The 12,708-nt window shown below is 37.0% G+C and carries 12 protein-coding genes; 5 read left to right on the top strand and 7 right to left on the bottom strand.

The window, feature by feature from the left end; genetic code table 11:
* Nucleotides 1-161: 161 nt before the first annotated feature.
* Together ACYQ21_RS06250 and ACYQ21_RS06245 are read right to left on the bottom strand one after the other, a co-directional pair.
* On the bottom strand, nucleotides 162-1,070 hold the full coding sequence (locus ACYQ21_RS06250) for a carbohydrate ABC transporter permease (protein WP_460056508.1): 909 nt from the start codon (nucleotides 1,068-1,070) through the stop codon (nucleotides 162-164).
* A gap of 113 nt (nucleotides 1,071-1,183) precedes the next feature.
* Nucleotides 1,184-2,158, bottom strand: a complete 975-nt coding sequence (locus ACYQ21_RS06245; RefSeq protein WP_460056505.1) for an ABC transporter permease — start codon at nucleotides 2,156-2,158, stop codon at nucleotides 1,184-1,186.
* A 284-nt stretch (nucleotides 2,159-2,442) separates the two neighbouring features.
* Here ACYQ21_RS06245 and ACYQ21_RS06240 point away from each other — a divergent pair, with 284 nt between their 5' ends.
* The 5 genes from ACYQ21_RS06240 to ACYQ21_RS06220 all read left to right on the top strand — a co-directional run bounded on the left by ACYQ21_RS06240 (nucleotide 2,443) and on the right by ACYQ21_RS06220 (nucleotide 7,036).
* Nucleotides 2,443-3,057 carry a DUF624 domain-containing protein gene (locus ACYQ21_RS06240; protein WP_460056503.1) on the top strand — a complete coding sequence of 205 codons (615 nt, stop codon included), beginning with the start codon at nucleotides 2,443-2,445 and terminating at the stop codon, nucleotides 3,055-3,057.
* On the top strand, nucleotides 3,050-5,248 hold the full coding sequence (locus ACYQ21_RS06235) for a helix-turn-helix domain-containing protein (protein WP_460056500.1): 2,199 nt from the start codon (nucleotides 3,050-3,052) through the stop codon (nucleotides 5,246-5,248). Before ACYQ21_RS06240 ends, ACYQ21_RS06235 begins: the two co-directional genes overlap by 8 nt.
* Nucleotides 5,223-5,693 (top strand): hypothetical protein, encoded by a 471-nt coding sequence (locus ACYQ21_RS06230; RefSeq protein ID WP_460056497.1) that lies wholly within the window; start codon nucleotides 5,223-5,225, stop codon nucleotides 5,691-5,693. The genes ACYQ21_RS06235 and ACYQ21_RS06230 overlap by 26 nt, the downstream gene beginning before the upstream one ends.
* Before the next feature lie 316 nt (nucleotides 5,694-6,009).
* Nucleotides 6,010-6,483, top strand: coding sequence for an S-ribosylhomocysteine lyase (locus ACYQ21_RS06225; protein ID WP_460056495.1), 474 nt, complete (start codon nucleotides 6,010-6,012; stop codon nucleotides 6,481-6,483).
* Nucleotides 6,484-6,487: 4 nt separating this feature from the next.
* Nucleotides 6,488-7,036 (top strand): hypothetical protein, encoded by a 549-nt coding sequence (locus ACYQ21_RS06220; protein ID WP_460056493.1) that lies wholly within the window; start codon nucleotides 6,488-6,490, stop codon nucleotides 7,034-7,036.
* Nucleotides 7,037-7,115: 79 nt separating this feature from the next.
* Here the strand turns inward: ACYQ21_RS06220 and ACYQ21_RS06215 are convergent, their stop codons facing one another.
* From ACYQ21_RS06215 to ACYQ21_RS06195, 5 genes are all read right to left on the bottom strand, one after another.
* A complete protein-coding gene (locus tag ACYQ21_RS06215; protein WP_460056491.1) occupies nucleotides 7,116-8,087 on the bottom strand; it encodes a hypothetical protein in 972 nt (323 codons plus the stop codon).
* A 45-nt stretch (nucleotides 8,088-8,132) separates the two neighbouring features.
* Nucleotides 8,133-8,768, bottom strand: a complete 636-nt coding sequence (locus ACYQ21_RS06210) for a hypothetical protein (protein WP_460056488.1) — start codon at nucleotides 8,766-8,768, stop codon at nucleotides 8,133-8,135.
* Nucleotides 8,769-8,773: 5 nt separating this feature from the next.
* Nucleotides 8,774-10,042, bottom strand: a complete 1,269-nt coding sequence (locus ACYQ21_RS06205; protein WP_460056486.1) for a ParM/StbA family protein — start codon at nucleotides 10,040-10,042, stop codon at nucleotides 8,774-8,776.
* A 36-nt stretch (nucleotides 10,043-10,078) separates the two neighbouring features.
* On the bottom strand, nucleotides 10,079-10,900 hold the full coding sequence (locus ACYQ21_RS06200; protein ID WP_460056483.1) for a hypothetical protein: 822 nt from the start codon (nucleotides 10,898-10,900) through the stop codon (nucleotides 10,079-10,081).
* A 390-nt stretch (nucleotides 10,901-11,290) separates the two neighbouring features.
* Nucleotides 11,291-12,487: a phosphoglycerate kinase gene (locus tag ACYQ21_RS06195; RefSeq protein WP_460056481.1), complete on the bottom strand. Its 1,197-nt coding sequence runs from the start codon at nucleotides 12,485-12,487 to the stop codon at nucleotides 11,291-11,293.
* Nucleotides 12,488-12,708: the final 221 nt, after the last annotated feature.

Genomic DNA, 12,708 nt, shown 5'->3' with positions numbered 1-12,708 from the left:
CTAAACTCTCCTTTTTGTGTGCCTTCACTTTATGAAGGCTTGAAATTTGACTTCTGCTTGCACTTCGTCCAAGCAGGAACATTTGCGAACATATGTCCGTTCAAAGCCCTTTATCTCTATAAAATTTATAATAAACACCATTGGTTAGAATAGGTCCCTCCTTAACCTTTGAGTGAGCCAACCATGACGCCTTTGACAAAATAACGTTGTAAAAATGGATAAACCATGACAATCGGCAAAGTTGAAACAAGCATAACACCATATTTGATAACTTGGACTAATAGTTGTTTGCTGTGAAGTAATTCAGCCGTTGAAGCATTAGCTGTCGCATTTGATGACATATCTTGCAGGACTAAGATTTCTCGTAAAACCATTTGCAAAGGATACATTGTTTTGTCTGACAAGTAAATCAAAGCCGGCAGGTAAGAGTTCCAATGTCCTACGCCATAGAATAATCCCATGACAGCTACGATTGGCATAGATAATGGTAACACAATTTTGAAGAAAACGATAAAATCATTAGCACCATCAATAATGGCTGCTTCCTCCATTTCCCTCGGAATTGTTGATTCGAAGAAACTTCGAGTTACAATAATGTTGTAAACACTGGCTGCTGAAGGAATCACTAATGCCCAAATAGTGTTAAGCATGCCTAAGCCCTTAACAAGCAAATAAGATGGAATCAGACCGCCAGAGATGAACATAGTAAGCATCATAAAACCAAGAAAATATTTCTTGCCATAAAGTTCTGGTCGACTAAGCGCATAAGCACAGGGTAAAGTCACAGCCAAATTGATAAAAGTTCCTAGCAAAGTGTAAAGTATTGTATTTTTATAACCATTCCAAATATCAGGATTTTTGAAAATAGTATCATAACCGTCCCAAGTAAACCCCTTAGGTAAGAGCCACATCTCCCCACTGTTTACAAATTCAGGATTTGAAACAGATGCTGAGATGATATAAATCAAAGGATATAAAACGACAAGTGTCGATAGTATGACAAATATCAAGACAGCGATTTTAAAAATTTTATCGCCACGAGTTTCCTTGATTGTCGTTGTATTAAGCATAAAACAATCTCCTTTCTACGATTTCACACTGTGAAATCTTGAAACTTGCCCCCGCTGATGCTTCGCCCAAGCGGGGTCATTCGCAAACTTTGTCCGCTCAACAGCTTTCTCCCCTACCACAATGAGCTTGAACTGAGTTTTTGCGTGATTTTATTGACCGTAACTAGCAGAACTGCATTAATCACAGCATTAAATAAACCGACAGCTGTTGCGTAAGAATACTGGGCTTCTAACAGACCTTGTTTGTAGACAAAGGTGGCAATGATGTTAGAACTTTCCATATTAAGAGGGTTTTGTAGCAAGAGAATTTTTTCATAGCCTAAGTTCATGATTGACCCAACATTGAGAATCAGTAGAATCACCATGGTCGGCACGATAGTTGGTAGATTAATATACCAGACACGTTGCATTCTCGTTGCCCCATCAATAGCTGCTGCCTCATGCAATTCACTCGAAACACCCGACAGAGCAGCCAGATAAATCACCGACCCCCAACCTGTTCCCTGCCAAACGCCACTTAATACATAAATCGTTTTAAACCAGCGTGGATCAGTCATGAAAGCAATGCGTTCCATGCCAAGCAAGTCAAGCAAATGGTTCAGAATACCTGTTGACGGGTTCAGAAAGGCGATGAGCATCCCACCGATAACCACGACCGAGATAAAGTTAGGCGCATACGTCACAGTTTGCGCAAATTTTTTGCCAAAACCGTCCTTTAATTCATTCAAGGCTAGGGCCAGAATAATCGGAAGTGGGAAGCCAACAATTAAAGAGTAAAAACTAATCCCTAATGTATTTTTGAGCAAGTCCCAAAAGTAATAACTATGGAAGAAACGCTCAAAATGTTTAAAGCCGACCCAAGGACTATCGAAAATACCGACAGATGGGATATAATCCTTAAAGGCGATAATCACACCGTACATGGGAATATAAGAAAAGATAAGGAAGAATAAGAAAGCTGGCAAAACAAATAAATAAAGTTGCCGAGCATTTTTGATCTGTTTCCACTTTCTTTTAAAAGTGTTCGCATTCACGTCAGCTCCAACAGAAGAAGTTAGAGTCGTGCTTGCTTGATTTTGGTCACTCATTATTCAAGTGCCTCCGTTCTTTTTAAATCTGACCATGTCGTATCAGTTTTTGTAGCTAGGTTAAGTTTAGTTTAATTTGTAAGCGATTTCAATATGTAATAATGCCATTCTATCGTTTTTTCTATACTTTTTTCAAAAATACACATTGCCTCTAAAACAACATATACGCTTTTAGCACTTGTGATTGAAAACGCTTACCTTATGTTGTACAATGAAGATAGGATAATTAACTATCAGTAAAATATTTAGATAGAACTAATGACATAAATAAGATAGAGGAAATTATGAATCAACTAACAACGAAAAGCCAAGTACTAGGTAGTCTACTGATTAACCTCTTGAAATTACAGGGATTCTTTTTAATATTTACCCTTTTAGGTGGTATTATTTTTGGGATTTTTCCAAGTATTGCAACCGTTCTCGACTACCTCATCCATTCGCTTAATCAAAAGCAAGAGCATTTGAGTTTAGATTTGACAACTTTTAAAACAAAATGGCGAAGTTATTTCACATCAGCTAATATTTTAGGTTTTAGTTTATCAGCTATCTGCCTGTTTTTAGTTGTGGATTTATACATCTCAAAAACATTCTTACACATTTTCCCCATTCACATCATGCTTGTCATTTTACTTGTTTTACTTCTTGGCATCGCTTGCTACCTTTTCCCAAGTCTAACACGTTACGACTTAACTCTCTTACAACATATCAAGCAAGCAGCTTTCCTTTTTTTAGCAAATCTTATCACGACTGTTGCCATGATTGTAGGGATTTTTCTAGCAAGTGCGCTTATGACCTTGTTTCCTATTTTAGTCATCATTGGACTTGTGCCATTATTACTCCTGCCTATTGCTCATTTTGCTCTACAAGCTATGCTCAAAATCGAGGTCACCCATGGATAAATTCAAAGCACTCTATCATAATTCACTTTTTAAAAAATATTTTCTGAATTACTTGCTGATTTTTTTATTGCCATTTTTCATTTTGACGAGTATTTTATACTATATTTTGAATCAACATATCCAAAAGCAGATTATATCAGATAATCAGCTTGTGTTAAATCGTGTCTACCAAACCTTAGATTCAGAATTTACATCACTTGATAAAATTGCTGACGACTTGGCGACGAACGCCAACCTTAACACTTACTATCTGAAAGACCCACTCTATACAACTCGTGCTAAAAATGAGTTGCAACGTTATATGACGACAAACCAAGATCTTGTTAAAGAGATTTTCATCTATTCCACACCCAAAAATATCTTATATTCATATTCAGGTACACTAACTGTAGATGCTTTTATAGCTTTTAAATATCATAAAACTTCCCTAACAACCAAACGCTTATACCAAAATTTTCAAACTAAGACCCATCTATTGACAAGCTCTGATTACCTTGATAAAAAACAAGGACAACTTTTACAGTATTATGTTCCAGTAACAAATTCAAACACCAAATTAACGATTTTATTCATTTTTGATCAGCAAAAACTAAACGATTTTCTCGCCCAACATCAATTGCAATCGGGGCAAGATATTGCCATCTATCAAAAAAACGGCTCATTATTTGCAACAAGTGACCCAAAACTAGATAAAGCAGCTCAAACGACGGATATGATTAGCTCCCATAAAAAATTCCGAGCGACTCAAATCGAGGTCACTCTCAGTAAAGCGCTATTGAATCAGAAATTAAACAGTCTTAGGATAACTTTCATGATTCTGGGATTAGCCTCGCTGTTTTTGGGTATGGTTCTTATTTTTCTGATTAGTCGCCATAGCTATGCACCAATTGCTAGACTCAATGAAGAATTTAACAAAATTGTCAAAGAGGAACTTAATACCGAGCTTGAAGGTGATTTTTTCTCAAATGTTTCCCAACATTTGTCAAATCAGCGACGTGTTATTCAAGCTGAATTTGAAAATCACCAAGAAGCTCTCCGAGATGTTTTTTGGAACGAACTGATTCAGGGAATTTTAAGTAAGCAAAGTGAGATAACCTCTAAAATGAGGGATTGCGGTCTAAAACAAACGCCGACAGCAACTTACTTTCTAGGTTTGATTTCAACTGATTTCTCTGCCAATAAACTTGATAATCTCAAACAAAAGACTGTTATTATCAAAAAACTCAAACAAAAACAGCTTGCATTCACAACACATTTAGTCGAAATGCCTTTTGAAAAACGACTGGTTATTATTTTCGAGTTAGCGCAAACAACAACGCTAAGTCCTTCTATCCAAGATTGGCTAATCAGTAGTTTAGCGATTAAAACAAATATCTTCTTTAGTCAGGCTAAGCATCATTTGTTTGAGATAAATACTGCTTATATTGAGGCATTAACAATTTTGGAAAATGCTGATGTCACAAACTCTGATGAACAAATTCATTTTTACAATTTAGCAGAGCTCAGTCAAAAAACCACTTTTGATTTTAAACAAAATAAAACACATCAACTTATTGCTGCTATTAAAGAAAATGCTGCACCGATGATTGAAGCAATCTTGACTGAACTAACAGATGATAATTATCTCACAACATTGCCTATTAACATCCGCCAATACTATGCCTCTAATCTGATTAATCATCTGATTGCATTGATTAATCAAGAAAATTTACCTGTGACTGAAACCATGTTCCAACAGCTCAATCAGCCATTGGTGATGACACATTTCAAAACGACACTTACAAATCTAAGTCAGGAAATTACAACTAATATTGCAACGCTCAAAAATTCTAAGTCTTTCATGCAAAAACAAGCCATTCTGACTTATTTGAAAGAAAATTTTAGAGATGATGATTTCTCCTTAGAAAATTTTGCTGCAACCTTTAATATATCGACAACTTTTTTAACAAAATTTATCAAACAGGAAACAGGGCTTAGCTTTGCCAAAATGGTCTCAAAACTCAAACTAGATTACATCAAAATGGAGTTGATTAGAACAGATCGACCAATTAAACAAATTATCCTTGATGCTGGTTATTATGATGTTTCAAACTTCACTCGAAAATTTAGAAACTCGACTGGTGTGACACCCGGGGACTATCGCAAAAAAGAAAAGGAGGCTGAATATGCTGAAAAAAATCCTATTATTTAGTGCAGTTCTAGCTCTGGTTATGCTGGCCTTTACCTTTTATCAGACAGGAAGCCGTGACACACAACAGACTAAAACAGACAAAATTATTATCACTGATAAAGCTGAGCAAACTTTTTTTAATTTGATTAGTAGCAATCTTACTGCCATTAATGATAAAAAGATTGACAATTATCTGACAACGCTTGTACCTACTGCTCGGAAAGCAAGTCGAAAAGAAATCACGACATTCCTTGAGACCTACAATGTTAAAATTAGCTTGGAAAGTTTTCGGGTGTTGAAAAAAGATGACACACATTGTTTAATCGAAACAAAGCAGAAAACAGTCAATCTAGGAAAAAACAGCTACAGAAATCACATTGCAACTGCTAATCATACTCTGACTAAATTAGATGGGAACTGGCTGATTGCTTCAACAACAATGGTAGACACTGATTTTCTGGATTAAAGTTCAAAACTGCTTATCTTGATAAAAAGGTTAGTCAACTGCACTCAGTCCTTCCAGACAGCTTAAAGATTATACCTAACAAGTCCTATTTTGAATCCAAATAGGGCTTATTTTCGCAATCTCTTAATTTTTAATCTCCCCCACTTGTAAAAACATTCACAATAAAGTATAATGAAAATATTACAGCACTATTTGGCAACTTTTACAATGCCAAGCATATAACTGTTCCAAAAAAATACGGTCACTACTAACAACATCTTAGACTAGAAAAGGAATTCAGGGCATATTCTCTAATGCCCCAGAAGGTATAAAATTTATGGCAGAAGTAGAATCATTCCAACTCGACCATACCAAGGTCCTCGCCCCCTATGTCCGATTAATCGGTGCTGAAACAGGCCCTAAGGGGGGTGTTATCACTAACTTTGATGTTCGTTTGGTGCAACCTAATGAGCAAGAAATCCCAACGGCTGGCTTACATACCATTGAACATCTGATGGCGAGTCTTGTTCGCGATCGCATTGATGGCATGATTGACTTCTCACCATTTGGCTGTCGCACTGGTTTCCATATGATTATGTGGGGAGAACATTCGGCAGAAGAGATTGCTAAGGTCATTAAATCGTCTTTAGAGACCATTGTTAATGTCATTGAATGGTCAGATGTTCCTGGCACAACGATTGAGTCTTGCGGTAATTACCGTGACCATTCACTTTGGACTGCTAAGGAGTGGTCAGCACTCATTCTTGAACGCGGTATCTCTAGCGATCCATTTGTCAGAAAGGTGATCTAATCGCATGAATCAGACACGCAAACGCTTATCGATGCTGACGACTGCTGCACTTTTGACAGCACTTGCCATTCTCATTCCGCAAGTCATGCCCAAAATCGTGATTCCGCCTGCCAGTTTCACACTTGCAAGTCATGTACCGATTATGATTGGGATGTTGATTTCGCCAGTCGCTGCGGTCATTGTCGCAGTTGGCTCAACGTTTGGTTTCTTGATTTCTGGTTTACCAATCGAGATTACTTTCCGTGCTGCAACACACGTTATTTTCGCTCTTATTGGCTCACTTTTCCTCTGGAAACACCGTGACTATACACAAGGTGTTAAATTTCAGATTTTTAACATCATCATTGCCTTAATCCATACATTAGCTGAGGTTGCCATCGTTTATCTCCTGTTGACAATTGGCTTTAGCCATTTGGCTGGTCGAAATCTTGCTTCACTTCTGCTCATTTTGGGAATTGGTGGCTTTTTCCACTCACTGATTGATTTCAATATTGCTTTATTTATCGCAAAAGCGATTAATCAAGTTTACAAATTTGATATTTTCAACCGCTAAAAAAATCACCAGAATCATTTATTCTGATGATTTTTTCTTACCTATTTATTAGTGGGCATTTCAATAACTCTTACCCTTACTATGAAGCATCTGTGCGAGATAGCATTTCTTCATAGGTTTCTTGTGCAATTTTCTTCATTTTTTGAATCTTATCTTGTTCATCTAAATATCTTTTTTCTACATTTTTTGAAGCACTTGCATTGATTAACTGATTTGATTTTTCTTCCTGAGCTAGTTTGTATTCTTTTGCCGCTTTTAGTACTAATTCTTTTTGGGCACGAGCTTCTTCAAGTTGACTTTTTAGTGCTTGCAATCTGTTCATTTCCCCAAGAACATTGATATTTTCAGTCTTAGCATAAGCAACTTCTTTTTTGGCATCTGGTTGACTTTTGTCATATTTCTCTTGAAGTTGAAATTTTTTCAGTACCAATTCTGTTTTAGTATCTTTTAATTGCTCATTTTTATTTTTCAACTGACCCATACGACTATCTTGCATAGCTAAATTATTTTCCATCTGATCAAGTGATACACGAAGTGACGAAACAAGCTCTTTATAATCTGTCAATAGCCCTGTTGGCTGAGGTTTTGCTTTCTTTTCTTTATTAAAAATGGCAGCAATGAGTAAAACAAAAAAGATAACAATAAAATCAGAAACAAATACAATATCACTAATCTGAACCTGACCAAACAAAGTTCCCTGTGAGGTATCAACATTGCTAACAGTTGGTATATCATCTATAAAAAAGATAAAATGTTTCTCAAGTCGATAGTAAAGCGTCCCCAAAAAAAGCACACCACTTCCCAACAAGGCAAAGACTAATGTGATACTATAACAAAGCCATTTACGACCAATAAATGAAGCAAATCCTATAATCAAGGCTGTCAAAAGTGCTGGCATTAGAATTGTTAATACAAAGCCTTGAAGAATATGTGGCAGATAAAATACATTTTTGGCTACCAAAAAGACATCAATTACTTTAACGCCTAAGCCAATCATTAATAGCCCATAAAATAAGGCTCTAGACTTCAGAATGCTTTTCTTTTTTTTCAAATTCTCACTCCTATTCTAGCGCTTCTCTTAAGATCGCAACACCGTCTACAACTTTTCATCAGATTCTTTTCTTTCTGTTTTCAAATTGATAAATAAATCAGCAATCTGTGCTTTTTCTCTCAAAAGTGAGGTCAATTTTCTCTGATTTTCACTTTCAATTCCTTGCACATCACTCAAAGGTTGCATTGACATGTTTTCTTGCCTTAGTTGCGCTATCTCCTTGTCAAGTCTATCATTTTCTACTTGCTTGACTGCTATTTCTGCTTTTATTGCTTTTAAAGAATACGCTAATTTTTCTTTTTCTTCAGCCAATTGTTGCACATTTGAGGAAATTTCTCTCTGATTTTTATCAAAAAGTTGTGTTTCAGTTACAATCTCCTCCTCTAACGCTCTGTTAGTATCACTTAATAGTGTATTTTCTAGACCCATGCTTTCTAACAGGTCAGTATTTTCGATAAAAACATCTGTTGATTGGACATATTGTTCTTTTAATTGTACCAATTCACTTTCAAGCGCTTTGTAATCATCTTTTTTTCGATTTTTTTTATTTGCTAAAACATTAGCAAGTGATTGACTCACGCTTTCTACTTTTGATAATATTTTTTCTCTCTCACTTTTGATACCATCGACGACTTCCTCATCAATTGTATCTTTTGAAAGCTCAGTTAATTTATTAGCCATGGTAATTAAATCTCCTGATTAATTTCATCTCTTAAACGTTTTAAATTTGACTGCATTTGTTTTAATTGGTTAAGGTAGTCTTGATTAAAAGTAAAGGTTTGGGTGTGGGGCTGTGCTGAGATTGGTGTTGGAGCTAGAGTTGCCTCAAGCACAGTTGGTTGGCTAGGTACGACCGCTACTTCTTCGACTCTCTCTAGTCCTTGATGCTTTCTTACCCCACTCCAGTTCAGAATACCATATTTATAGAACCCTCGAACATTGGCTAACTCAGATGAAGCAATAAAAACCAGACGTTCAAAATATTCTTCGCCAATTTCATCAAGCAAAGCTACCTTGTCTATGATATTAGCACCACCACCGGTCATCACGATGAAGTCAATTTCGTCAATTTCAGGGAAATTTTCTGTAATAAGTGGGGCTACAGTGAATCGCGTATACGTTTCGAGTGCTTTTTTTACGATATCGGAAATATCTCTTAAATCTGCTGGATTGCGACTCGGACGATAGATATAGTTACCATCCGTGCTGCCTTCATGAAGTAGCCTCTCAATCACGAATAGTTTTGTTGAGTTAATCTTTTCAGCAATGAGCTTAATTAAAGTCTGGACTCCTTCAAATCTCTCAGCCCCCATAGGTGCTGGATTCAAATGATTAGACGTGTTAATTAAAATCGTCCCACCACCAATATCTAAAATGCCCATGCGACCATTTGCAAACTTATCTACCGGCTGCATCGCTTTATCATAGGCAAGCTCAAACGCTGTCCCCATATATTGTGGCACGATTAAGATATAAGCTTCAGACGGAATGTCAACACGCACCTCTTCCCCATCGACTTGAATAACATGCTGCCCAATCATTAATTTTTTCAAGGTCTGAATTGTTTTGCTGTCTTGATGCATATCCGTAATAGGGACACCCAGTACCAGATTGACAGCTAAAAATTCTGTGCGCGATGCTTTATAATCAAGTGCCAGACGCCCTAGAGCAAATTTCAAAATACGCTGTGCTTTTTTCTGCTCAAACCGACCAGAGCGGACATAGGTATCAATCATCTTTTCAGACAAATGATACGCATCTAACTCAGTCCCCCAAATGAAGCGATTTGCATCATTATCTATTGAATAAATTTGATTACCTTCTAGCTGCCAATCACCCAAACCATCTTGTGTGACATTTTCAGCAAGTAGATAGGAGGCTGGATAGACGTACTCTGCCTGATCGCTTTTCATCTTAATCCGTTTATTTCCTAAGTCTATCGCAAAAATATTCATCTTTTTCTCCTTACTTTTGGGTTATTTCAAAGCATTTTACAGCTGCTCAACATTTCCCAACAACGCTTCGATTGTCCGAACCGCTTCATTAATTTGAGCTGAATAATATTCCATGCGTGCCTTAAGTCGACTTAGCTCTTGCTTAGACTGCGCTTCTTTTTCAGCTACTTCCGCCTGAGCTCTGTTAATAATTTGCTTGGCATTTGCTTTGGCGGATTCAATCATATGAACCGCTTCATCCTGCATTTTCTGCGTACCTGCTTCGCGTTCCTCAAGTTTTTGAATTCTCAACGCTTCCTGTTTTTGCTTTTCTTTTTCTAACGCTAACGACTCACGTTCAGTTTCCAATAAAGTTGTCTTATAATCGAAATGTTCTTGCAACTCTAATAAAGCTTCTGAAACTTGTGATTTAATCTCTAGCTTTTCTTTCGTCAATCGCGTGATTTCAGCTGCTTTTGATGCCAAGCTTGTTTCTAATTCTTGAGATAAGTTTGCCACTTGATTTTTTTCCGATTGTAAGTCAACTTCAACCGCTCTTAATCGTGCATTTTTAGTCGCAACTTCTTGCTCTAATAGCAAAATTCTCTGCTCAGAGCTAGTTCGATACTCATTTAACGTTTTTTCAAACTGATCCTTTTGCTTATCAAGCAAGGCATCACTTGCGCCCGAATTGCCATACTTCAAAGTTTCATACTGTAACTTAATATCTTCTTTTTGTTGCTCAATTACCCTCAATTTCTGTTTTAAAGCAATGACCTGTAAATCACTCTCATTCATTTGTTGGACTGTATCCTTTGCCCCTTTATCAAGAGTTTTAGATGCTGTTTTTTTTTTCAAAAAACCTTTTTTTTCCGCCATATTTCCTCTAATCTCCATGTTATTAGTCAAAACAAAAGCAAGACCGACCATCGGTTTTGGCTTTTACATCAGTTTGTTTTTTATTAATTAGCATACAATTTTGTTATCTAGCAATAACCTAAATTCAAACTCATCGTTCAATTACAATAACTACAGCCTCTATTTTAACAAATAATTCATATTTTAACAACTGATGACGTTAAATTACTCTACTCCTTTAAAAAAAACATCTATTTCATATCGATTCTCATGAGATTGCCAAACAAACTTCCCGATGACAACGAGTCCCACTAAAAAAATTTGATTGAAAAAAACGAGGTCAGCCTAAACTAATCTCGTTTCTCTGATGATGCCACACGAACGCACATCATCGTCAGTCAAATGACTGGCTTATTTTTCAGTCAATGAAGCTAAACCTGGCAAGACTTTACCTTCAAGGAGTTCCATTGAAGCGCCACCACCAGTTGAAATCCATGAGAATTTCTCAGCATAACCAAGGTTGATGGCTGCTGCTGCTGAATCTCCACCACCGATGATTGATTTAACGCCTGGTTGTTTAACGATTGAATCCATCACGCCGATTGTACCAGCTTGGAAGTCAGGGTTTTCAAATACGCCCATTGGTCCGTTCCAGACAACTGTTTTAGCGCCTGTCAATTCAGCGTCAAATTTCGCGATTGATTTAGGTCCGATGTCGAGGCCAAGGAAACCAGTGTCGATTGCATCGCCTTCAGTATCTTTGATTTCAGTGTAACCAGCAAAAGCGTTCGCTTCTTTTGAGTCAACTGGCAAAATCAATTTACCGTCAGCTTTCGCAAGCAATTCTTTAGCGATATCCAATTTGTCAGCTTCAACAAGTGAATCACCAATTTCAATGCCTTGTGCTTTAAGGAAAGTATAAGTCATACCACCACCGATAATTACTTTGTCAGCTTTTGACAAAAGGTTTTCGATGACACCGATTTTATCTGATACTTTTGAACCACCAAGAATGGCAACAAATGGACGAACTGGTGCTTCAACTGCTTCTTGAATGTAAGCAATTTCGTTTTCAAGCAAGAAACCAGCAACTGCTTTATCAACGTTAGCAGAGATACCGACGTTTGAAGCGTGTGCGCGGTGAGCTGTACCGAAAGCATCGTTGACGAAGATACCATCGCCAAGGCTAGCCCAGTATTTACCAAGTTCAGGATCATTCTTAGATTCTTTCTTACCGTCGATATCTTCAAAACGTGTGTTTTCAACAAGCAGGATTTCGCCGTCTTTGAGCGCATCAATTGCAGCTTCAAGTTCAGCACCACGAGTTGTACCAGTAAAAACAACTGCTTTACCCAATTTTTCAGACAAAGCTTTTGCAACTGGTGCAAGAGATTTACCTGCTTTATCAGATTCTTCTTTGACACGACCTAGATGAGAGAAAAGAACTGCACGTCCACCTTGTTCAAGGATATAATTGATTGTTGGTAACGCTGCTGTGATCCGGTTATCGTTTGTAATCACGCCGTCTTTCAAAGGGACATTGAAGTCCACACGTACGAGCACTTTTTTACCTGTTAACTCTACGTCTTTTACAGTAAGTTTAGCCATTTGGTTGTTGCCTCCATTAAATTGTATTCTATAAATCTACATAGTACATTATATCACAAAAAGCAGACAGGTGACACATTAAATCACTTTCACTCACGGTCGTTTCATAAATTAGTCTTGAAAAATTAACCAAAAGTGCTACACTGCCATTAGGAGAACAATATGACACTACAAGAAAAATTTATGATTATAGAAGATTCACGAGATGAAAGATACGTTAA

It is taken from the genome of Pseudolactococcus yaeyamensis (genome assembly GCF_054658615.1).
This window is presented reverse-complemented; position numbering and strand designations above follow the sequence as displayed.

Excerpts from the sequence above, each read along its gene's own strand:
- ACYQ21_RS06250 (WP_460056508.1), bottom strand. The coding sequence starts at position 1,070 with ATGCTTAATACAACGACAATCAAGGAAACTCGTGGCGATAAAATTTTT.
- ACYQ21_RS06245 (WP_460056505.1), bottom strand. The coding sequence starts at position 2,158 with ATGAGTGACCAAAATCAAGCAAGCACGACTCTAACTTCTTCTGTTGGA.
- ACYQ21_RS06240 (WP_460056503.1), top strand. The coding sequence starts at position 2,443 with ATGAATCAACTAACAACGAAAAGCCAAGTACTAGGTAGTCTACTGATT.
- ACYQ21_RS06235 (WP_460056500.1), top strand. The coding sequence starts at position 3,050 with ATGGATAAATTCAAAGCACTCTATCATAATTCACTTTTTAAAAAATAT.
- ACYQ21_RS06230 (WP_460056497.1), top strand. The coding sequence starts at position 5,223 with ATGCTGAAAAAAATCCTATTATTTAGTGCAGTTCTAGCTCTGGTTATG.
- ACYQ21_RS06225 (WP_460056495.1), top strand. The coding sequence starts at position 6,010 with ATGGCAGAAGTAGAATCATTCCAACTCGACCATACCAAGGTCCTCGCC.
- ACYQ21_RS06220 (WP_460056493.1), top strand. The coding sequence starts at position 6,488 with ATGAATCAGACACGCAAACGCTTATCGATGCTGACGACTGCTGCACTT.
- ACYQ21_RS06210 (WP_460056488.1), bottom strand. The coding sequence starts at position 8,768 with ATGGCTAATAAATTAACTGAGCTTTCAAAAGATACAATTGATGAGGAA.
- ACYQ21_RS06205 (WP_460056486.1), bottom strand. The coding sequence starts at position 10,042 with ATGAATATTTTTGCGATAGACTTAGGAAATAAACGGATTAAGATGAAA.
- ACYQ21_RS06200 (WP_460056483.1), bottom strand. The coding sequence starts at position 10,900 with ATGGCGGAAAAAAAAGGTTTTTTGAAAAAAAAAACAGCATCTAAAACT.
- ACYQ21_RS06195 (WP_460056481.1), bottom strand. The coding sequence starts at position 12,487 with ATGGCTAAACTTACTGTAAAAGACGTAGAGTTAACAGGTAAAAAAGTG.